This is a genomic window from Klebsiella sp. LY, from assembly GCF_004010915.1.
Lineage (GTDB): Bacteria > Pseudomonadota > Gammaproteobacteria > Enterobacterales > Enterobacteriaceae > Klebsiella > Klebsiella quasipneumoniae.
The window spans coordinates 615,606-636,302 of sequence record NZ_CP022444.1 but is presented as its reverse complement, the minus strand read 5'-3'; the positions used below and the strand labels follow the sequence as shown (position 1 = coordinate 636,302).

20 protein-coding genes are annotated in these 20,697 nt (G+C 58.5%); 8 read left to right on the top strand and 12 right to left on the bottom strand.

The window, feature by feature from the left end:
• Positions 1–58 precede the first annotated feature (58 nt).
• Positions 59–853, top strand: coding sequence for a 23S rRNA (guanine(745)-N(1))-methyltransferase (rlmA, locus tag CE636_RS05895; protein ID WP_004203363.1), 795 nt, complete (start codon positions 59–61; stop codon positions 851–853).
• 3 nt (positions 854–856) lie between these two features.
• Here rlmA and mntP read toward each other — a convergent pair whose 3' ends face one another.
• The 5 genes from mntP to manX all read right to left on the bottom strand — a co-directional run bounded on the left by mntP (position 857) and on the right by manX (position 5,055).
• A complete protein-coding gene (gene mntP, locus CE636_RS05890) occupies positions 857–1,423 on the bottom strand; it encodes a manganese efflux pump MntP (protein WP_017900206.1) in 567 nt (188 codons plus the stop codon).
• Between the two features lie 418 nt (positions 1,424–1,841).
• Positions 1,842–2,300, bottom strand: coding sequence for a DUF986 family protein (locus tag CE636_RS05885; RefSeq protein ID WP_004203361.1), 459 nt, complete (start codon positions 2,298–2,300; stop codon positions 1,842–1,844).
• 62 nt (positions 2,301–2,362) lie between these two features.
• Positions 2,363–3,214, bottom strand: a complete 852-nt coding sequence (locus CE636_RS05880) for a PTS mannose transporter subunit IID (protein WP_004145526.1) — start codon at positions 3,212–3,214, stop codon at positions 2,363–2,365.
• Between the two features lie 12 nt (positions 3,215–3,226).
• A complete protein-coding gene (locus tag CE636_RS05875; protein ID WP_004203359.1) occupies positions 3,227–4,027 on the bottom strand; it encodes a PTS mannose/fructose/sorbose transporter subunit IIC in 801 nt (266 codons plus the stop codon).
• A gap of 56 nt (positions 4,028–4,083) precedes the next feature.
• The gene (manX, locus tag CE636_RS05870; protein ID WP_004203357.1) at positions 4,084–5,055 is read right to left on the bottom strand and encodes a PTS mannose transporter subunit IIAB; all 972 of its coding nucleotides are present in this window, start codon (positions 5,053–5,055) and stop codon (positions 4,084–4,086) included.
• A 446-nt stretch (positions 5,056–5,501) separates the two neighbouring features.
• Here manX and yoaE point away from each other — a divergent pair, with 446 nt between their 5' ends.
• A complete protein-coding gene (gene yoaE, locus CE636_RS05865) occupies positions 5,502–7,064 on the top strand; it encodes a CNNM family cation transport protein YoaE (RefSeq protein WP_004203354.1) in 1,563 nt (520 codons plus the stop codon).
• Positions 7,065–7,100: 36 nt separating this feature from the next.
• Here the strand turns inward: yoaE and CE636_RS05860 are convergent, their stop codons facing one another.
• The 4 genes from CE636_RS05860 to pabB all read right to left on the bottom strand — a co-directional run bounded on the left by CE636_RS05860 (position 7,101) and on the right by pabB (position 12,311).
• Entirely contained in the window at positions 7,101–8,657 is a 1,557-nt protein-coding gene (locus tag CE636_RS05860; protein WP_017900205.1) for an EAL domain-containing protein, read from the bottom strand.
• 189 nt (positions 8,658–8,846) lie between these two features.
• Entirely contained in the window at positions 8,847–10,211 is a 1,365-nt protein-coding gene (gene sdaA / locus CE636_RS05855; RefSeq protein ID WP_004203344.1) for an L-serine ammonia-lyase, read from the bottom strand.
• Positions 10,212–10,373: 162 nt separating this feature from the next.
• Positions 10,374–10,952, bottom strand: coding sequence for a CoA pyrophosphatase (locus tag CE636_RS05850; RefSeq protein WP_004203342.1), 579 nt, complete (start codon positions 10,950–10,952; stop codon positions 10,374–10,376).
• 3 nt (positions 10,953–10,955) lie between these two features.
• A complete protein-coding gene (pabB, locus tag CE636_RS05845; protein WP_017900204.1) occupies positions 10,956–12,311 on the bottom strand; it encodes an aminodeoxychorismate synthase component 1 in 1,356 nt (451 codons plus the stop codon).
• 88 nt (positions 12,312–12,399) lie between these two features.
• Between pabB and CE636_RS05840 the strand changes: the two genes are divergently transcribed.
• Positions 12,400–12,585, top strand: a complete 186-nt coding sequence (locus CE636_RS05840; protein ID WP_004203339.1) for a YoaH family protein — start codon at positions 12,400–12,402, stop codon at positions 12,583–12,585.
• On the opposite strand, the gene CE636_RS05835 is transcribed toward CE636_RS05840, so the two are convergent.
• Positions 12,586–12,930, bottom strand: a complete 345-nt coding sequence (locus tag CE636_RS05835) for a RidA family protein (protein ID WP_002910910.1) — start codon at positions 12,928–12,930, stop codon at positions 12,586–12,588.
• Positions 12,931–13,061: 131 nt separating this feature from the next.
• Between CE636_RS05835 and CE636_RS05830 the strand changes: the two genes are divergently transcribed.
• The 5 genes from CE636_RS05830 to rnd all read left to right on the top strand — a co-directional run bounded on the left by CE636_RS05830 (position 13,062) and on the right by rnd (position 19,521).
• Positions 13,062–14,972, top strand: coding sequence for an ATP-dependent DNA helicase (locus CE636_RS05830; RefSeq protein ID WP_004175456.1), 1,911 nt, complete (start codon positions 13,062–13,064; stop codon positions 14,970–14,972).
• A 145-nt stretch (positions 14,973–15,117) separates the two neighbouring features.
• A complete protein-coding gene (gene tsaB, locus CE636_RS05825) occupies positions 15,118–15,813 on the top strand; it encodes a tRNA (adenosine(37)-N6)-threonylcarbamoyltransferase complex dimerization subunit type 1 TsaB (RefSeq protein WP_017900203.1) in 696 nt (231 codons plus the stop codon).
• Positions 15,814–15,851: 38 nt separating this feature from the next.
• The gene (locus tag CE636_RS05820) at positions 15,852–16,433 is read left to right on the top strand and encodes a Slp family lipoprotein (protein ID WP_017900202.1); all 582 of its coding nucleotides are present in this window, start codon (positions 15,852–15,854) and stop codon (positions 16,431–16,433) included.
• Between the two features lie 205 nt (positions 16,434–16,638).
• Positions 16,639–18,324 (top strand): long-chain-fatty-acid--CoA ligase FadD, encoded by a 1,686-nt coding sequence (fadD, locus tag CE636_RS05815; protein WP_025999236.1) that lies wholly within the window; start codon positions 16,639–16,641, stop codon positions 18,322–18,324.
• 81 nt (positions 18,325–18,405) lie between these two features.
• Positions 18,406–19,521: a ribonuclease D gene (gene rnd, locus CE636_RS05810; protein ID WP_072140568.1), complete on the top strand. Its 1,116-nt coding sequence runs from the start codon at positions 18,406–18,408 to the stop codon at positions 19,519–19,521.
• Positions 19,522–19,598: 77 nt separating this feature from the next.
• On the opposite strand, the gene minE is transcribed toward rnd, so the two are convergent.
• Positions 19,599–19,868, bottom strand: a complete 270-nt coding sequence (gene minE / locus CE636_RS05805; protein ID WP_004103270.1) for a cell division topological specificity factor MinE — start codon at positions 19,866–19,868, stop codon at positions 19,599–19,601.
• A gap of 3 nt (positions 19,869–19,871) precedes the next feature.
• On the bottom strand, positions 19,872–20,684 hold the full coding sequence (gene minD / locus CE636_RS05800) for a septum site-determining protein MinD (protein WP_017900199.1): 813 nt from the start codon (positions 20,682–20,684) through the stop codon (positions 19,872–19,874).
• Positions 20,685–20,697: the final 13 nt, after the last annotated feature.

The window sequence follows — 20,697 nt, the reverse complement described above, 5'->3', positions numbered from 1 at the left end:
TGGTCTGCAAGGGCGAATAGCGCTACACTTTCGCCCTTTCAGCGACACCGGAGCCGTCATGTCATACAGTTGCCCCCTTTGCCACGCGCCGCTCAGCCGTAGCGACAACCACTATTCCTGCCCGCAGCGGCACCAGTTCGATCTGGCGAAAGAGGGGTACGTCAATCTGCTACCGGTGCAGTTCAAACGGTCGCGCGATCCCGGCGACAGCGCTGAGATGATGCAGGCCCGTCGGGCGTTCCTCGACGCCGGGCATTATCAGCCGCTGCGGGACGCTATCGCTGAGCGATTGCGGCACGCTGCCCCTCAGGCGTTACTGGATATCGGCTGTGGCGAAGGATATTACACCCACGCGTTTGCCGCCATCGCCAGCCGCAGCTGGGGGCTGGACGTATCGAAGCCGGCAATCCGCGCGGCGGCAAAACGCTATCCGCAGGTGAATTTTTGCGTCGCCTCCAGCCAGCGTCTGCCGTTCTCCGATAACAGCTTCGATGCGGTAGTGCGCATTTACGCCCCCTGCAACGCCGGTGAGCTGGCGCGAGTGGTGCGGCCTGGCGGGTGGGTGATCACCGCCACGCCGGGACCCCGCCATTTGCTGGAGCTGAAAGGGCTGATTTACGATGAGATCCGCCTGCATGAGCTGAAGACGGAAGCGATGCCGGGGTTCCGCCTGGATGCGCAGCAGCAGCTGGCTTATCCGATGACCCTGACGGGCAGTGAAGCGCAGGCCCTGCTGCAGATGACGCCGTTCGCGTGGCGGGCCAACGCCGACGTGCATGACGCGCTGCGTCAGCAGGCAACCTTTGGCTGCCAGACCGATTTTATGATCCATTGCTGGCAGCGCGAGGAGTAAAGCTTAACCGGCGAAATGGCTCCAGAGGATTTCGCTGCCGATGCCAATCAGCACGATACCGCCGAGAATTTCGGCCCGTTTGCCCAGCAGCGGGCCGATAAAGCGACCTACCATGATCCCCAGCGTCGACATGATAAAGGTGGCGCAGCCGATCGCCAGCGCGGTGGTGACAATGCTGACCTGCAGGAAGGCCAGGCCGACGCCGACCGCCATGGCGTCAAGGCTGGTGGCGAAGGCGGTGGTGACAAGCAGCCAGAAGCCATGCCGGCGAGGCGCCTCACACGCCTCGTCGCTGTCGCCGCGAAACCCTTCGATGATCATCCGCCCGCCGAGAAACACCAGCAGAATAAAGGCAATCCAGTGGTTCCATTCGAGAACAAACTGGCTGGCCAGCATGCCCAGTCCCCAGCCGACCAGCGGCGTCAGGGTTTCAATAGCGCCAAAAATCAGCCCGGTGCGCACTGCTTCTGAAAATTTGGGTTTGTGCAGGGTGGCGCCTTTGCCAATAGAGGCCGCGAAGGCGTCCATAGACATGCCGAAAGCGAGAAGAAGGGTTGCGGATAAATTCATGTGCCTGTCCTGACCGGGGATAATCCATATGACACATCGCTGCCCCCAGTAAATATACGCGGAGCCGCTCAATGGCTGAGCAATACGTACAGCAGTGATGTATCTATGGTCTCGCCTGATTGAATCACTTCAACCCGTACGTGCCACGTTTTGCAACGAGTATGTTGACACGTACATTTCCTGGCGGGCAGGAAATCGGCTACTCCCCAACGACGGGCGCAACCTTAACATATTTTTGGAATATAAAACAATAACAGAAGAGGGCTATTTTAATAACCAAATGATAACGATTTTCATTTGAATTTATAAGTAAATAAATAGTTAATGAAAAACAGAAGAGCAGGTGGGGAAATATAGCCATGGCTATATAATCCCCAGACGAAATCGGAAAAAACATAGCGCTGGCTATATTTTTAACTCATTGAGTTGAAACAAGAAGTTTGTATATTTTCTCCAGATCGTCGATATTTCGTACGCGAATCAGCAGCCGCCGTTGCTCTAATTGCATCACCAGCACGCCGTCTTCGGATAAATTCATCTCTTTAATTCGCTGATATTCTATCCACACGTTGGCGAAGAAAAAGCCGCGCGGTTTGAAAATGATTTTCGGCGTACGGATCCAGAATAAATAGAGTCCCATCAGCGCCAGCGCAGACAATAGCCAGGTGGTGATCGGGGTACCGTGCTGGGTGATGTTGTTATAGATCAGAATGGCGATGAGGCCGACAAAGATCAGGCCGTCAACGCGGCTGCGGCGAAGCAGGGGAATGGCCAGCAGCACCGGGCCGTTGCGCCTCGGCATAATAAACTGGTCATACACCGCGTAGGCCAGTAGCGCAAGGATGAACAGGATGATCACCAGGTCCGTGAATGTCATTGCTTTGCGTTCCTCCTGATAAAAAAAAGCCGGGGGCAAGCCCCCGGCGTACAACCTGGAAATTACAGACCCAGCAGGCCGACAGCGTAGCCTGCGATACCGATGACGAAGAAGCCAACGATGATCCACAGCGGGTTAACTTTCTTACGCAGCAGCCACATACAGGCGAAGGTCAACAGCAGCGGTACCAGGCCCGGCATCAACTGATCGAGGATGGTTTGCACCGTGGTGACGTGAACCTGTCCGTCAGAACCGGTGATTTTTGACACCACCATCGGAATATTCACGTGCGTCCACTTGTTAACCAGCGCCCCCATGACAAACAGGCCGAGGATTGACGCCCCCTCAGTCAGTTTCTGCAGGAAGCCGCCGCCCATATCTTTAACGATGTCCACGCCTTTGCGGTAGCCGTAGGCGACGCCATAGTAGCGGGTCAGCAGTCGCACCGCGTTGAACAGGATAAAGAACAGCAGAGGGCCGAGCAGGCTTCCGCTCATCGCGATCCCGGCGCCTAAGGCCGCGAACACCGGACGCACAGTGCCCCAGAAGATTGGGTCGCCGACACCGGCCAGCGGCCCCATCAGACCGACTTTGATGCCGTTGATAGCGCCATCGTCAATCTCTGCGCCATTGGCGCGCTGCTCTTCCATCGCCAGCGTTACGCCCAGTACCGGAGCGGCAACGTAAGGATGGGTATTGAAGAACTCAAGGTGACGCTTAATCGCCTGCTTACGCGCATCGTTATTCTCCGGGTACAGACGACGAATCGCCGGAACCATAGAGAAGCAGAAGCCCAGCGCCTGCATACGTTCGAAGTTCCATGAACCCTGGAACAGGTTAGAACGAATGAACACGCCACGAATATCACTCTGAGTGAGTTTTTTCTCGGTGGTATTTTTAGTCATATCAACCATTTCGCTCACCTGTTAGTCCAGTTCGTTATCGAGATCGTTGTTACCAGCCGCCTGAGCCGGGGCACCGGCGACGCGGTTATATTTCGGGCTCAGCTGGATGTAGAGGATTGCCATGACCGCGCCAATCACGCCCAGGGCCACCAGGTTGAAGTTGGTGAAGGCGGCGGTGACGAAGCCGAGGTAGAAGAACGGCATCAGGTAGCCCGCGCGCATCATATTGATGACCATCGCGTAACCAACCACCACGATCATGCCGCCGGCAATGTTCAGGCCGCTGGTGACCACTTCAGGGATTGCGTTCAGCAGGCCCTGGACTTCGCTGGTACCGACGGAAATGGCCACGATGACGGCCGGGATAGCGATACGCATCGCTTGCAGGAACAGGGACGAGACGTGCAGCCACGATAGGGCGGTCAGGTTGCCATTCTCCGCCGCTTTATCCGCCGCGTGCTGGAAGGCTACGGTGATAGTACGCACGATGATGGTCAGCACCTGGCCTGCAGCCGCCAGCGGGATAGCCAGCGCGATGCCGGCGCCGATGCTCTGATGGCCGGCAATAACCAGAACGGTGGAAATAATGGACGCCAGCGCGGCATCAGGGGCAACCGCCGCACCGATGTTCATCCAGCCCAGGGCGATCATTTCCAACGTACCGCCGATAATAATACCGGTTTTCATATCGCCGAGAACGGCGCCGATCAGCGTACAGGCGACCAGAGGACGGTGGAACTGAAATTCATCAAGCACCGACTCCATACCCGCAATACACGCGACGATGAACACCAGCACAATCTGAAGAAGGGTAATCTCCATTGTACTTCTCCTGTTGATTAAGTCTTAAAGTGAAAACTGGGGCGCGATCGTCCGGGTTATTTATCGACCTTGGCGATCAGATCCATCATTTTCAGTTTCGGGTCGGTGGACACTTTACGTGCCTCCAGCTCGATACCGCGTGCGTTCAGCTTGTTAAACGCCTCAATATCTTTGGCATCGACCGAAATCGCGTTGTTAACCTGGGTTTTGCCCTGGCGGAACGCCATACCGCCGATGTTGACGCTGGTGATTTTCACGCCGCCCTCGACGACGCGCTCAACGTCGGTCGGGTTAGTAAACAGCAGCATGACGCGCTGTCCGGCGTACATCGGGTTGTTGTAGACGCGGATCATTTTGGCGACGTCCACCACGTGGGCGGTGACGCCCGGCGGCGCAACCTGGGTCAACAGGGTTTTGCGCACGGTATCTGCGGCGACTTCGTCGCTGACGACGATGATGCGGGTGACGTTGGTCTCTTTGGTCCAACGGGTGGCGACCTGACCATGGATCAGGCGATCGTCGATACGCGCGAGGCCAATCACCATGTAGTCATTCGGACCCATCGGTTTGGCCGGTGCTGCGGCTTTAGGCGCCGCGGCTGGAGCGGGCGCAGGGGCCGCTTTTTCCACCGGTTTGGCCTTCAGCGCTTTCACGCCTTCGCTGCCGGTCTCTACCGCTAAGGCGACCAGCTCATCAAAGGAAGGATCGTCATCGCGGGCCATGAAGGTTTCCACCAGCATCGGGATGTTGACGCCGGCGATAACTTCGTAGTGCTCTTTATCGACGACAATGCGGCTCGCAGCGTTGAACGGGCTGCCTCCCCATGTATCGACGAGAAACAGCACGCCTTTACTGGTATCCAGTTTTGCCAACTGGGCATTGTATTTCTCGATCAGCGTTTCGGCGTTTTCACCCGGAACGAAATCGATCCAGCCAACGTTTTCCTGCTCGCCCAACAGCATCTCTGCTGTTTTCAGCAGCTGTTCTGCAGCCCAACCATGTGTGCCTATTACAATAGCAATCGTCACTTGCTACCTCCTTTATTATCGTGAATGCATCATCTGCTTTGATACATCCTGAATCACTCTTGAGGACAAAATCGATTCAGTTAGGGTGTAAGATAGAAAATAGTTACTACCGCGAATTATTTTAGACAGTGAAAAAATAATTAATGTGATGAAGATCCGTTAATCAGGCATCGCCTGCTAATAATTTTGCAGCGCAAAAAATAGCCTTAGTTATTGCAAATTCAGGTAAATCTTTTCCAATTTCGCTCTATATTTTGCTATGTTTAACTTCCGTTTAATTACTCAGGAGTATAGGGCATAGCCCGCAGTATGGACCGTCATCGACGTCTTTTCACTTTCTGGCACCTGGTTGCCACCTCCACGCATCACGCTTATCTTTCAGCATCTATTGTCGCGTCCGTGCATGACATGGCGATGACTGACCTTGCCGCTAACCGGAGTCGCACATGGAATTGTTAATGGATCCCTCAATCTGGGCCGGCCTGTTGACGCTTATCGTTCTGGAAATTGTGCTCGGTATTGATAACCTGGTGTTTATTGCCATCCTGGCGGACAAACTGCCGCCGAAGCAGCGTGATAAAGCGCGACTGATCGGCCTGTCGCTGGCGCTGGTGATGCGCCTGGGGCTGCTGTCGGTGATCTCCTGGATGGTGACGCTGACGAAGCCGCTGATTACTATCGCCGATTTCTCCTTTTCCGGGCGTGACCTCATCATGCTGCTTGGCGGGATCTTCTTGCTGTTCAAGGCGACAACTGAGCTGCATGAACGGCTGGAAAACCGCCAGCACGATGCCGGTCACGGGAAAGGCTATGCCAGTTTCTGGGTGGTGGTACTGCAGATCGTAGTGCTGGATGCCGTCTTCTCACTGGACGCGGTGATCACCGCGGTCGGGATGGTGAACCATCTGCCGGTGATGATGGCAGCGGTCGTGATCGCGATGATCATGATGCTGCTGGCCTCCAAGCCGTTGACGCGCTTTGTCAACCAGCACCCGACGGTGGTGGTGCTCTGTCTGAGCTTCCTGTTGATGATCGGCCTGAGTCTGGTGGCGGAAGGGTTTGGCTTCCATATTCCGAAAGGGTACCTTTACGCGGCGATCGGTTTCTCGATCATCATTGAGTTCTTTAACCAGGTGGCGCGCCGCAACTTTGTACGTCACCAGTCGACGTTGCCGCTGCGCGCCCGTACCGCGGATGCGATCTTGCGTCTGATGGGCGGCCGTAATAAACAGGCCTCCGTCAACCACGACGCTGACAGCCCGGCGGCGGTGCCGGTACCGGAAGGCGCCTTTGCGGAAGAAGAGCGCTACATGATTAACGGCGTGCTGACCCTGGCTCAGCGCTCTCTGCGCAGCATCATGACGCCGCGCGGGGAAATCAGCTGGGTCGACGCCGAGCAGAGTGAAGATGAAATTCGCCGTCAGCTGCTTTCGTCGCCGCACAGTCTGTTCCCGGTCTGCCGCGGAGAACTGGATGAAATCATTGGTATCGTGCGGGCGAAGGAGATGCTGGTGGCTCTGGAGTCGGGCGAAAACGTCGCGGCGCTGGCCTCCGCCTCCCCGGCGATCGTGGTACCTGAAACGCTGGACCCGATCAATCTGCTCGGCGTCCTGCGCCGCGCCCGCGGCAGTTTCGTCATCGTGACCAATGAATTTGGCGTGGTGCAGGGATTAGTGACCCCGCTGGACGTTCTGGAAGCGATCGCTGGAGAATTCCCGGACGCCGATGAGACGCCGGAGATCGTTATCGATGGCGACGGCTGGCTTATTAAGGGGTCGACCGACCTGCATGCGTTGCAGCAGGCGCTGGGGCTGGATCCGCTGATCAATGACGATGAGGATATTGCTACGGTTGCTGGTCTGGTGATCTCCGCCAATGGCCATATCCCGCGCATTGGCGACGTGGTGTCATTACCGCCGCTGCATTTCACCGTGGTGGAAGCGAATGACTACCGGGTCGATCTGGTTCGCGCGGTGGTCACCCGTCCGCCGAGCGACGAAGAAGAGTAATCGTCCTGCGCACCGGTCCCCTTGGGGACCGGCGCGTTATTCTGTTGCCTCTCGACTGGCCAGCCACGCCGGGAATGCCTCCACCGGCATCGGCCGGGCATAATAAAACCCCTGCAGCACATCGACACCGTGGTCTCTGAGGTAGCTTTCCTGTTCCTGCGTCTCCACCCCTTCGGCAACGGTAATAATATTCAGCCGGTTGGCGAGGGCGATAATGATATCGGTCACCGTGGCATTGACGCTGTCTATCCCCACCGAGCTGGTAAACGAACGGTCAATCTTCAGCACGTCCGGGCGCAGTGTTTCCAGCCACGACAGGGAGCTGTTGCCGGTGCCAAAGTCATCGATCGCCAGCTGGACGCCTTTCTGGTGCAGATCTTCGGCCATGTGCTGGTCGCCATCCTGCAGGACATCGCGTTCGGTCAACTCGACCACCAGCTGCTGTACCGGGTTCATGCTGAACCAGTAATTATGCAGGTCATGCAGCAGTAAGCCGTTGGCAAAGTGGCGGGCAGCGACGTTAATCGCGATATGAAACTGGCGGTCGCGGGGAAAAGCATCCAGACGGCGGGCGGTTTCGGCAATCACATAGCGGGTGAGGGGGATGATCAGATTGTCCCCTTCGGCGATGGGAATAAACACCTCCGGCGAAATCGCACCGCGGCGAGGGTTGTTCCAGCGCAGCAGGATCTCCACCCCGCAGCAGCGGCCGCTGCGCGCATCCTGCAGCGGCTGGCACCAGAGGGCAAACTCCCGGGCGGAAATACCGAGGCTTATCTCCCGCGAGAAGCTCATTCTGCCGGCGGTGGCCAGCCAGGCGATGCCGGTCATCAACAGGCTGAAGATCAGCGCCAGCGGCAGCTCGCCGGGCAGCTCCTCAAGCGCAATCGCCGAGGCGCCAGGGCCATTGATATTGACGATAAACGGAAACTCGGTAGAGCGCTGGCGATAAATCACCGTTCCCGGCGGGGTATGCGCTTTCTCGAGAAGCCCATGGCTGCTGCTAAAATAACGATCGCCAACCTGCAGGCTGACGTCGCTTATCAGGGATGATTTTTCGTTGAGAATTAAGGTCCCCAGCAGCTCGATATTGACAATCAGCATCACGCCGTCCACGCCTCTCTCCGAGGCTGGATACCACTGTATCAGCACCGGTGAGCCTTTGAGCAAGGAGCTGTCATTCGAAAAGAGCAGCAGAGGACGGGGTGCAGGAAGCGCAGGCTGCAGGCGATGTAAATCCGCCTGTCGCGGCCCAAAAATACTCGAACAGTAAACGATACCTGACGTCACGAGCGCGACGGAACGAACGGTCTGCAACGAGGCCGCGATTTTACGCAGCGACAGATGGATATCCGGGCAGGGGTGACCCACCAGAGGAAGCAGAGTGGTTCGCTGCGCGCTCAGCGGACGCAGGATGTTATCCAGCGCCGCCACCCGTTGGTTGGCGGCCATGCGAATATAGCCTTCATTTTCGCTACGCTGCGAAATAAATCGGATAGCTAAGGTGGCGCCCAGGGTCACCAGGGCTACCAGCAGGCAGACAATAATGCGTTTGCGACGATAGGCCGTAATGACTTTTTGTGCAGTCTGCATGTGCGACACCCTGTCGACAGGACGAGTGGTTAAGCGTGGCTTATTTAATAGAGCAATTGTAGTGGCAGAATATCGTCAGGTATAGAAAAAAGAAATGCGCCACAGAGGGCGCATCAGGAAGGCAGGGGGCTTTCAGTTCCCCTCGCTTCACGCCTGCGCACCGGGAGGGGGCAGGCGAAAGCCAACACTTTAGTCACACTGAACTTTAATCGCCAGTCCGCCGCGCGAAGTTTCGCGGTACTTGGCGTTCATGTCTTTGCCGGTTTCGTACATGGTCTCGATCACTTTATCGAGCGAGACGCGCGGTTCGCTGGTGCGGCGCATTGCCATCCGCGCGGCGTTGATCGCTTTCACGGAGGCGATGGCGTTACGTTCAATGCATGGCACCTGTACCTGGCCGGCGACCGGGTCGCAGGTCAGTCCGAGGTTGTGTTCCATGCCGATCTCCGCCGCCACGCAGACCTGTTCCGGGCTGGCGCCGAGCAGTTCGGCCAGACCCGCCGCCGCCATCGAGCAGGCGACGCCCACTTCGCCCTGACAGCCGACTTCGGCGCCGGAAATGGAGGCATTCATCTTGTACAGCGCGCCAATCGCACCGCAGGCCATAAAGTAGCGGATATAGATCTCCGGGCTGACGGATTCGATAAAGTGATCGTAATAAGCGAGTACCGCCGGAACGATGCCGCAGGCGCCGTTGGTCGGCGCGGTCACCACGCGACCGCCGGCGGCGTTCTCTTCATTGACCGCCAGCGCGAACATGTTGACCCAGTCAACGACGTTCATCGGATCGCTGGAGAGCTTATCGCTGGCCACCAGCAGACGACGCAGCGCCGACGCGCGACGCGGTACGCGCAGCGGGCCAGGCAGCACGCCTTCGGTGTTCATGCCGCGGTCGATACAGGCGCGCATGGTCTGCCAGACATTAGCGAAATAGTCCTCGATCTCTTTTTTGCTGTGCAGCGCCAGCTCGTTCTGCATCACCATCCCGGAGAGCGACAGGCCGGTCTCCTTGCAGTAGGCCAGCATTTCCTGCGCCGATTTAAACGGGTAGGGCACCTGCAGTTCGTTGGCGTTCTCTTTGCCGAAGTGCTCTTCATCGACGATAAAGCCGCCGCCAATCGAGTAATAAGTCTTGCAGTAGATCTCTTTCTCGCCGGCCCAGGCATGAATGGTCATGCCGTTTTCGTGCAGCGGCAGATTGTCGCTGCGAAAACGCATGCCGTCATCCGCCGGGAAGTCGACTTCGTGCTGACCGTTGGCCAGCAGCAGACGGCCGCGTGTCTCGACGTCACGGATAAATGCCGGTATCGCGTCTATATCGACCGTATCGGGCTGATTGCCCGCCAGTCCCATGATAATGGCGATGTCCGTATGGTGGCCTTTGCCGGTTAATGACAGCGAACCGTAGACGTCAACCGCCACGCGGGTCACTGCATTAAGCAATCCTTTTTCGACCAGGTCATCGACGAACTGTTTACCGGCCTTCATCGGGCCAACAGTGTGGGAAGATGAGGGACCAATCCCCACCTTGAACATGTCGAATAGACTAATCACGATAATACTCCTGACAGGGTTACCGCGGGTGCGGTAACGATGTAATAACTGCGCATAGTGTAAGAGGGAAGCGCCCTGTCAGTTCAACTATTCACATGAATTAAACTAATGGATAACCGCGATTTTACTAATAGTGAGAGCGCCCTCTCATAATCAGTATAGCTAAGGGCGCGCGCCTATCTGCAGCGCCAGCTCGCGAATGATCCCGGCGGTCATTCCCCAGACAAAATAATGCTGGTACCAGGAGAGCCAGACGCGGTGGTCGTTGCCCCGGCGGTGGATATCGAGCGGATGGTAGCGCCCGAGGCGCAGGGCTTCGGCGAGCGGCATTTCAAATACCGCGGAGACCTCGTCCTGGCTGGCGTGATAGTGCAGATCCGGTGGAATAATGCCCACCACCGGCGTCACCTGGAAGCCGGTGACACTGTCCACCGGCGGCAGAACGCCAATCACCTCAACCTTCTCTGGCGGGATCGCCACCTCTTCCTGGGCTTCGCGCAGAGCGGCGGCGATAAGCGTCGCATCGGTATTATCTACCGCCCCGCCGGGAAAGGCGACCTGGCCGGCGTGCTTGCGCAGCAACGGCGAACGCTGGGTCAACAGCAGGCCAGGCTGCGGCCGGCGTACGATCGGCACCAGCACCGCCGCCTGCCGCTGGTTTAGCGCCTGTGGCGAAGGCTGTGGACGCAGCAGCTGAAAGCGGGACAGAAAGTCATCCAGATTGAGGGCGCGGTCCGCCATGGTCTAGTTCTCCAGTTGGTGCAGGATACGATTAACTTTATCAAAAGTTTCCTGATATTCTGCGGCTTCCTCACTATCCGCCACAATCCCGCCGCCGGCGGAACAGTACAGTTGCCCCTGCCAGGCCGTTAGGGTGCGAATGGTGATGCTGGTATCCATATTGCCGCAATAGCTCAGATAGCCGATGCTCCCGCACCAGGCGTTACGTCGCTGGGGTTCCAGTTCATCAATAATCTCCATCGCCCGGACCTTCGGCGCGCCGGTGATCGACCCTCCCGGGAAGGCGGCGCGCAGCAGATCGCTGGCGTGCAGCGTCGCCGGCAGGCGGGCGGTGATGGTGCTGACCAGATGATGGACCGCCGGGAACGGCTCCACCACGAACAGCTCGGGGACCCGCACGCTGCCCGGGACGGCGACGCGGCCGATGTCGTTGCGCATCAGGTCGACAATCATTAAATTCTCGGCGCGATCTTTCGGCGAGTTCGCCAGCTTCTCCGCCTGCTGCGCATCCGCCAGCGGCGAATCGAGCCGCGGCAGGGTGCCCTTAATCGGGCGCGTCTGGATTTCCCCCTGGCGGAGCTGAATAAATCGCTCCGGCGACAGGCTTAAAATCGCCCCTTCCGCAAGGCGGATGAAGGCGCTAAAGGGGGCGCGGTTGGCGGCGTTCAACTGGCGGAAAGCCTGCCATTCATCCCCGACGTAGCGGGCCTGAAAACGCTGGGCGAGATTGACCTGATAGCAGTCACCGCTGCGCAGATAGGCCTGCACCTGACGAAATTTCTCGCCGTATTGCTGGCGGCTCATATTTGACTGCCAGGCAGAGGTCAGGGCGAAGGTTTCACCTGGCGCCGGCGTTTGCGCCTCCAGCCACTGCAGACGCTGCTGCGGGTCGTCATAGCTGAGCAGCGACACCTGCTGGCGCTGATGGTCGACGATCAGCGCCCAGTCATAAATCCCCACCGCCAGATCCGGCAGCGCGATATCGGCCTGCGCCACAGTGGGAAGTCGCTCAAAACGGCGGCCCAGATCGTAACCGAACAGCCCCAGCGCGCCGCCAAGAAACGGCAAATCCTCATGGGGCTGCGGCGTGAACGGCTGACGATCCAGCTGCTGCTGGAGTAGTTGCAGCGGATCGTCCGCCGAGACAAAAGTGGTCTCGCCGTCATCGACCCAGGTCTGTTCACCGCGCGTCAGCAGCGTGGCGCGCGGGGCCGCCACCAGGATATCAAAACGGTTATGCGGATGGTCGGCAAAGCCGGAATGTAGCAGCATCGCCCAGGGCAGGGCGCTTAACGGCGTAAAATAGTGTTCGGCGGCATCCGGGCGCCAGGGCAGGGTAATAATCGCGGGGGACAACATCTTTCTCGATCCTGAACGTTACCGTCCCTCTGGCGTAGGCGGGGACGGCGTGAAATAATTACGCCCCACAATGTAGCAGGAGTACAACATGTTTGCAGGTTTACCTTCGCTGAGCCACGAGCAACAGCAAAAAGCGGTCGAACGTATCCAGGAACTGATGGCCCAGGGGATGAGCAGTGGCCAGGCGATTGCCCTGGTGGCGGAAGAGCTACGCGCGACGCATACCGGCGAACGGATCGTCGCGCGCTTTGAAGATGAAGACGAAGACGAGTAATTACACCGCGGCGATAATTTTGATTTCAACCTTATACTGCGGGTTCATCAGCGTTGCTTCCACCGTGCAGCGCACCGGGGCGTGACCGGCTACCACCCAGGCGTCCCACGCTTTATTCATCGCCGCAAAGTCGCTTTTGTCGGCGAGGAAAATGGTGGCGTCAAGAATGCGCGACTTGTCGCTGCCCTGTTTTTCCAGCACCGCGTCAATCTGCGCCAGGGTGTTGGCGGTCTGCTCGAAGGCATCGGCATCAAGATTCGCCGGCACGCCGGTGTAGTAAAGGGTCTGATTGTGGATCACTACATCTGACCAGCGGGCTTCGGCATCAATACGCGTAATTGTCATTTCTCATTCCTCTCTGAGCATTCCATTTAGCTGCGGCAAGACTGCCATAATGTTCCGCTCGCGTCACTACCCGGACTGGCGAAACGCCGCTCTCCCTGACATAATCACTGTCCAAATAACCAGGGGGCAATGTGATCGACGATTTTGCAGCAGACGGCCAGCTAGCCAAAGCCATACCGGGATTTAAACCGCGCGAGCCGCAGCGCCAGATGGCGGTGGCGGTCAGCGAAGCGATTGAGGCCTCCCGGCCGCTGGTGGTGGAAGCGGGGACCGGAACCGGTAAAACCTACGCTTACCTGGCGCCAGCGCTGCGGGCGAAAAAAAAGGTGATTATCTCCACAGGGTCGAAAGCGCTGCAGGATCAGCTCTACAGCCGCGATCTGCCCACCGTCGCCAAAGCGCTCAAATTCACCGGCAAACTGGCGCTGCTCAAAGGGCGCTCCAACTACCTGTGCCTCGAACGCCTGGAACAGCAGGCGCTGGCGGGCGGCGATCTGCCGGTGCAAACCCTCAGCGACGTGATCCTCCTGCGCTCCTGGTCGAACCAAACTCAGGATGGCGATATCAGCACCTGCGCCAGCGTGGCGGAAGATTCCCAGGCCTGGCCGCTGGTCACCAGTACCAACGATAACTGCCTCGGCAGCGACTGCCCGCTGTATAAAGATTGCTTCGTGGTGAAGGCGCGTAAAAAAGCGATGGACGCCGACGTAGTGGTCGTCAACCATCACCTGTTCCTTGCCGATATGGTGGTCAAAGAGAGCGGCTTTGCCGAACTGATCCCCGAGGCGGAGGTGATGATCTTCGACGAAGCCCATCAGCTGCCGGATATCGCCAGCCAGTACTTTGGCCAGTCGCTCTCCAGCCGCCAGCTGCTGGATCTGGCGAAAGACATCACTATTGCCTATCGCACCGAACTGAAAGACACTCAACAGCTGCAAAAATGCGCCGACCGCCTGGCGCAAAGCGCCCAGGATTTCCGCCTGCAGCTGGGGGACCCTGGCTACCGCGGAAACCTGCGGGAACTGCTGGCGGACAGCCACATTCAGCGGGCGCTGCTGCTGCTCGATGATGCGCTTGAACTGTGTTACGACGTCGCCAAACTCTCGCTGGGGCGCTCGGCGCTGCTCGATGCCGCCTTTGAGCGCGCCACCCTTTATCGCGGGCGCCTGAAGCGGCTGAAAGAGATCAATCAGCCGGGCTACAGTTACTGGTATGAGTGCACCTCGCGCCACTTTACCCTTGCGCTGACGCCGTTGACCGTGGCCGAGAAGTTTAAAGAGGTGATGGCGCAGAAGTCGGGGAGCTGGATCTTTACCTCGGCGACACTGTCGGTAAACGACGATCTGCACCATTTCACCGCCCGGCTGGGGATCGACGAGGCGCAGACACTGTTGCTGCCGAGCCCCTTTGACTATCAGCATCAGGCGCTGCTCTGCGTGCCGCGTAACCTACCGCTGCCGAACCAGCCCGGCGCGGCGCGCCATCTGGCGGCGATGCTCAAGCCGCTGATCGAGGCTAACGACGGTCGCTGCTTTATGCTGTGCACTTCGCACGCCATGATGCGCGATCTGGCGGAGCAGTTCCGCGCCACCATGACTTTGCCGGTGCTGCTGCAGGGCGAGACCAGTAAAGGCCAGCTTCTGCAGCAGTTCGTCAGCGCCGGCAATGCCCTGCTGGTGGCCACCAGCAGCTTCTGGGAAGGAGTCGACGTGCGCGGCGACGCGCTGTCGCTGGTGATCATTGATAAGCTGCCGTTTACCTCGCCGGACGATCCGTTGCTGAAAGCGCGGATGGAAGATTGCCGGCTGCGCGGCGGCGATCCGTTCGATGAAGTGCAGCTCCCGGACGCGGTGATCACCCTTAAGCAGGGGGTGGGCCGCCTGATCCGCGATATCGACGATCGCGGGGTGCTGGTGATCTGCGACAACCGGCTGGTGATGCGCCCCTACGGCGCGGTCTTTCTGGCCAGTCTGCCGCCGGCGCCGCGAACCCGCGATATCCGCCGGGCGGTGCGCTTTCTCGCCGTGCCGCCGGCAAGGTAATCCGCCCTGAAATGTGTTAAGCTGCGCGCCATTTTGTTAATTAGCGGTTCCCACTAGACTTCGGGCGGTGTGGCGACGGGTTGTCCGTCTGCCGGAAAACAGGCTGCCTGAAGGCCTGAACTATGTAACGAGAGCGTGACCACCCATGCGAATTTTGGCTATCGATACCGCCACAGAAGCCTGCTCCGCAGCGCTGTGGAATGATGGCACCCTTAGTGCTCATTTCGAAATTTGTCCCCGCGAACATACCCAACGTATCCTGCCGCTGGTGCAGGAGGTCCTCGCCGAGAGCGGCACCACCCTGACCGAGCTGGACGCGCTGGCCTTTGGCCGCGGTCCTGGCAGCTTTACCGGCGTACGCATTGGCATCGGTATCGCTCAGGGGCTGGCGCTGGGCGCGGAGCTGCCGATGATCGGTGTTTCCACGCTGGCCACCATGGCGCAGGGCGCGTGGCGCAAAACCGGCGCCACCCGCGTGCTGGCGGCGATTGACGCCCGGATGGGGGAAGTCTACTGGGCCGAGTATCAGCGCGACGAGCAGGGCGTCTGGCACGGCGAAGAGACGGAAGCGGTGCTCAAACCGGACGCGGTGGCCGAACGGCTGGCACAGCTTTCCGGCGAATGGGCCACCGTCGGCACCGGTTGGCAGGCGTGGCCGGATCTGGCGAAAGAAAGCGGACTGACCTTAAGCAGCGGCGAAATTGAACTGCCGGCGGCAGAGGATATGCTGCCGTTAGCCTGTTATCTGCTGGCGGCAGGGAAAACCGTGGCCGTGGAGAAAGCGGAGCCGGTTTATTTGCGTAACGAGGTGGCGTGGAAGAAACTTCCGGGCCGCGAGTGAATCTCAGTAACAAGAAGACTGAGAAAAGGAGTCGCATCATGGCGGGTCAAAAACAGGGCGTTCGCTGGCTGCTGGCCGCGGCGGTTGCCGTTGCGCTGAGCGGCTGCGTATCGGTGCCGGATGCCATCAAAGGCACCAGCCCCACGCCGCAGCAGGATTTAGTGCGGGTGATGAACGCCCCGCAGCTGTACGTCGGTCAGGAAGCGCGCTTTGGCGGCAAGGTGGTCAACGTGCAGAACCTGCAGGGGAAAACCCGCTTAGAAATCGCTACCGTGCCGCTGGACAGCGGTGCGCGACCGGAACTGGGCGAACCCTCGCGCGGGCGGATCTATGCCGATGTTAACGGCTTCCTCGATCCGGTGGACTTCCGCGGTCAGCTGGTGACCGTGGTCGGGCCGATTGCCGGGGTGGTCGAAGGCAAAGTAGGCAGCACGCCCTACAAATTTATGCTGATGAACGCCACCGGCTACAAACGCTGGAACGTGGTGCAGCAGGTGGTGATGCCCCCGCAGCCGATCGACCCGTGGATGCTGGGTCCGCGCCCCTGGGGTTACGGCTATGGCGGATGGGGTTGGTACAACCCCGGCCCAGCAGAGGTCAGAAACGTTGTAACCGAATGATTTTGTTGTTTTTGTTAGTTCAAAGAAACAGCGGCCGGTCCGCTGTTTCTTTGTTTTCAGTCGAATAAGAAAAAAAATAGTGACGCGCTTCGCAACCTGCTCATTGCCTAATTAATAAACTGGTACGCTGAGTTAATATAATGTTAACAAAATGTATTTTCCAGGGGCTGTGATGACGACGAATAACTATTTCAGAGGTGATGCAGTGAAAAAGGTTTGGCTAAACCGTTATCCCGCAGATGTTCCGGCGGAGATAAATCCTGACCGCTATCAATCCCTGGTTGAACTGTTTGAACATGCCACCACCCGCTACGCCGACCAACCGGCGTTTATCAATATGGGTGAAGTGATGACCTATCGTAAGCTGGAAGAGCGCAGTCGCGCCTTCGCCGCTTACCTTCAGGAGGGCTTAGGACTACAGAAGGGCGACCGGGTGGCCCTGATGATGCCTAACCTGCTGCAGTATCCGGTGGCCCTGTTTGGCATCCTGCGCGCCGGGATGATCGTGGTTAACGTCAACCCCTTATATACCCCGCGTGAACTGGAGCATCAGCTCAACGACAGCGGCGCGGCGGCGATCGTCATCGTCTCCAACTTTGCCCATACCCTGGAAAAAGTGGTGGCGAAGACCCAGGTGAAACACGTGATCCTGACGCGCATGGGTGACCAGCTCTCCACCGCCAAAGGCACGCTGGTGAACTTTGTGGTTAAGTACATCAAGCGGCTGGTGCCGAAGTACCATCTACCGGATGCCATCTCGTTTCGCAGCGCGCTGCAGCACGGCTATCGCATGCAGTACGTGAAGCCGGAGATCGTTGCGGAAGATCTGGCGTTTCTACAGTACACCGGGGGCACCACCGGGGTGGCTAAAGGGGCGATGCTGACCCACCGCAACATGCTGGCCAACCTTGAGCAGGTCAATGCCACCTACGGCCCGCTGCTGCATCGCGGCAAAGAGTTTGTGGTCACCGCGCTGCCGCTGTATCACATTTTCGCCCTCACCATGAACTGCCTGCTGTTTATCGAGCTGGGCGGGCAGAATCTGCTGATCACCAACCCGCGCGATATCCCCGGGCTGGTGAAGGAGCTGGCGAAATATCCGTTTACCGCCATGACCGGGGTCAACACCCTGTTCAACGCCTTGCTGAACAACAAAGAGTTCCAGCAGCTTGATTTCTCCTCGCTGCACCTCTCCGCCGGCGGCGGTATGCCGGTGCAGCAGGCGGTGGCTGAGCGCTGGGTGAAACTGACCGGACAATATCTGCTGGAGGGCTACGGCCTGACCGAGTGTTCGCCGCTGGTCAGCGTCAACCCGCACGACATCGACTACCACAGCGGCAGCATTGGCCTGCCGGTGCCCTCCACTGAAGCCAAACTGGTGGACGACGACGATAACGAAGTGGCGCCGGGTCAGCCGGGCGAGCTCTGTATCAAGGGGCCGCAGGTGATGCTGGGCTACTGGCAGCGTCCTGACGCGACGGATGAGATTATTAAAGACGGCTGGTTGCACACCGGGGACATCGCGGTGATGGATGAAGAGGGATTCCTGCGCATCGTTGACCGGAAAAAAGATATGATCCTGGTGTCGGGTTTTAACGTCTATCCGAATGAAATCGAAGATGTGGTCATGCAGCACAGCGGTGTGCTTGAGGTGGCGGCCATCGGCGTGCCGTCCGGCAGCAGCGGCGAAGCGGTGAAGATCTTCGTGGTGAAGAAAGATGCCGCGTTAACCGAAGAAGCGCTGATTACGTTCTGCCGTCGCCATTTGACCGGTTACAAGGTACCGAAGCTGGTGGAATTCCGTGACGAACTGCCGAAATCCAACGTCGGGAAAATTTTGCGGCGAGAACTGCGTGACGAAGCGCGCGCTAAAGTGGACAATAAAGGCTAAGTAACGAATGAGTCGCCAGACGCCGGCTACGCCGGCGTTTTTTATGGGCGCAAGTTAAGAGAGTATGCTTTGAACTATCAGATGATCACCACCGACGATGGCCTGCGCGCTGTCTGCGAAGCGGCAAGCGCCGCCTCCGCCGTCGCTCTGGATACGGAATTTGTCCGTACCCGTACCTATTACCCGCAGCTGGGCCTGCTGCAGCTGTTCGACGGCCGCCAGGTCTCTCTGATCGATCCCTTAACGATTACCGACTGGGCGCCGATGCGCGACCTGCTGCTCAACCCGGATGTGACCAAATACCTGCATGCCGGCAGCGAAGATTTAGAAGTCTTTCTCAACGCGTTCAACCTGATGCCGCAGCCGCTGATCGACACCCAGATCCTGGCAGCCTTCTGCGGTCGGCCGATGTCCTGGGGCTTCGCCTCGATGGTGGAAGAGTATTCCGGGGTTGCGCTGGACAAAAGCGAATCCCGCACCGACTGGCTGGCGCGTCCGCTAACCGAGCGTCAGTGTGAATATGCCGCGGCCGACGTCTGGTACCTGTTGCCGATCGCCAGCCAATTAATGGCGGAGACCGATCGCGCGGGCTGGCTATCGGCGGCACTGGACGAATGCCGCCTGATGCAGCAGCGTCGCCAGGAGGTGGTCGACCCGGCCGAGGCCTGGCGCGATATCGGCAACGCCTGGCAGTTGCGTACCCGCCAGCTGGGCTGCCTGCAGCTGCTGGCGGAGTGGCGCCTGCGCAAAGCGCGGGAGCGCGACCTGGCGGTGAACTTTGTGGTGCGGGAAGAGCATCTGTGGAGCGTGGCGCGCTATATGCCCACCAGCCTCGGCGAGCTCGACAGCCTCGGGTTGTCCGGTAGCGAAATTCGCTTCCATGGCAAAACGCTGATTAGCCTGGTCGAGAAAGCACAGGCGCTGCCGGAGTCGGCCCTGCCGGCGCCGCTGCAGAATCTGATCGACATGCCGGGCTACCGCAAAGCCTTTAAAGATATTAAAGCGCTGGTGCAGGAAGTGAGCGCTGAGAAGGGCGTAAGCGCGGAGCTGCTGGCGTCGCGTCGGCAGATCAACCAGCTGCTGAACTGGCACTGGCAGCTGAAAACGCAGGCCGCTGAGCCTGAGCTGATTTCCGGTTGGCGTGGTGAGCTGATGGCCGAACGGCTGAAGAGGCTGTTAAGCGACTATCCGCGCTAGCGGACGGTCTGGTTCAGGCCATAAAAAAACCGGCGGCGCGTGGCGTAGCCGGTTTTTTTTCGGGATGGAACAGCAGGTCAGGGTTTCGACTCTTCCGTTTCGGGTAGGGTCACGTTCAGCTCAAGAATGGAAATATCACCGTCCCGCTGCTCCAGTTGCACGCTGACCATCTCCGGGTCGATCTGCACGTATTTACAGATCACTTCCAGGATATCTTTGCGCAACTGCGGCAGGTAATGCGGCTCCGCGTCCCCGCGGCGGCGCTCGGCGACGATGATTTGCAGGCGTTCTTTCGCAATATTAGCCGTGTTCTTTTTTCGCGAGAGAAAAAAGTCGAGTAAAGCCATAATTTATCCTCCGAACAGGCGTTTGAGGAATCCTTTCTTCTCTTCTTCAATGAAGCGGAAAGGGCGTTCTTCTCCGAGCAGACGTTCAACGGTATCGGCATAGGCTTTGCCTGCGTCCGACGCGGCATCGAGGATCACAGGCTCACCCTGGTTGGATGCGCGCAGGACTGACTGGTCTTCCGGGATCACGCCCACCAGGTTGATGCGCAGAATCTCCAGCACGTCTTCCATGCTCAGCATATCGCCTTTATTGACGCGGCCTGGATTGTAGCGGGTCAGTAGCAGGTGCTCTTTGATCGGCTCTTCGCCATTTTCCGCACGACGGGATTTGGAGGCGAGAATGCCAAGGATACGGTCGGAGTCGCGAACGGAGGAGACTTCCGGGTTGGTAGTGATAATGGCTTCGTCAGCGAAATAGAGCGCCATCAGCGCACCGGTCTCAATGCCTGCCGGGGAGTCACAGACGATGAAATCGAACTCCATCTTCTTCAGTTCTTCGAGAACTTTGTCGACGCCTTCGCGGGTCAGGGCGTCTTTATCCCGGGTCTGGGACGCCGGAAGAATGTAGAGGTTTTCCGTGCGCTTATCTTTGATCAGCGCCTGGTTCAATATGGCATCGCCCTGGATGACGTTGACGAAATCATAAACGACGCGACGTTCGCAGCCCATAATCAGGTCGAGGTTACGCAGGCCGATGTCGAAGTCGATAACGACGGTTTTCTTTCCCTTCTGGGCCAAACCTGTAGCGATGGCCGCGCTGGAGGTGGTCTTGCCAACGCCCCCTTTACCCGAAGTCACAACAATAATGCGTGCCATAGAAATTCCTTGT

Coding starts and splice junctions, on each gene's coding strand:
- CE636_RS05820 (WP_017900202.1), top strand. CDS start 15,852: ATGGCGGGTCAAAAACAGGGCGTTCGCTGGCTGCTGGCCGCGGCGGTT.
- CE636_RS05840 (WP_004203339.1), top strand. CDS start 12,400: ATGTTTGCAGGTTTACCTTCGCTGAGCCACGAGCAACAGCAAAAAGCG.
- minD (WP_017900199.1), bottom strand. CDS start 20,684: ATGGCACGCATTATTGTTGTGACTTCGGGTAAAGGGGGCGTTGGCAAG.
- mntP (WP_017900206.1), bottom strand. CDS start 1,423: ATGAATTTATCCGCAACCCTTCTTCTCGCTTTCGGCATGTCTATGGAC.
- CE636_RS05860 (WP_017900205.1), bottom strand. CDS start 8,657: ATGCAGACTGCACAAAAAGTCATTACGGCCTATCGTCGCAAACGCATT.
- pabB (WP_017900204.1), bottom strand. CDS start 12,311: ATGTTGTCCCCCGCGATTATTACCCTGCCCTGGCGCCCGGATGCCGCC.
- yoaE (WP_004203354.1), top strand. CDS start 5,502: ATGGAATTGTTAATGGATCCCTCAATCTGGGCCGGCCTGTTGACGCTT.
- CE636_RS05835 (WP_002910910.1), bottom strand. CDS start 12,930: ATGACAATTACGCGTATTGATGCCGAAGCCCGCTGGTCAGATGTAGTG.
- CE636_RS05880 (WP_004145526.1), bottom strand. CDS start 3,214: ATGGTTGATATGACTAAAAATACCACCGAGAAAAAACTCACTCAGAGT.
- rlmA (WP_004203363.1), top strand. CDS start 59: ATGTCATACAGTTGCCCCCTTTGCCACGCGCCGCTCAGCCGTAGCGAC.
- tsaB (WP_017900203.1), top strand. CDS start 15,118: ATGCGAATTTTGGCTATCGATACCGCCACAGAAGCCTGCTCCGCAGCG.
- rnd (WP_072140568.1), top strand. CDS start 18,406: ATGATCACCACCGACGATGGCCTGCGCGCTGTCTGCGAAGCGGCAAGC.
- minE (WP_004103270.1), bottom strand. CDS start 19,868: ATGGCTTTACTCGACTTTTTTCTCTCGCGAAAAAAGAACACGGCTAAT.
- CE636_RS05875 (WP_004203359.1), bottom strand. CDS start 4,027: ATGGAGATTACCCTTCTTCAGATTGTGCTGGTGTTCATCGTCGCGTGT.
- CE636_RS05885 (WP_004203361.1), bottom strand. CDS start 2,300: ATGACATTCACGGACCTGGTGATCATCCTGTTCATCCTTGCGCTACTG.
- CE636_RS05850 (WP_004203342.1), bottom strand. CDS start 10,952: ATGGCGGACCGCGCCCTCAATCTGGATGACTTTCTGTCCCGCTTTCAG.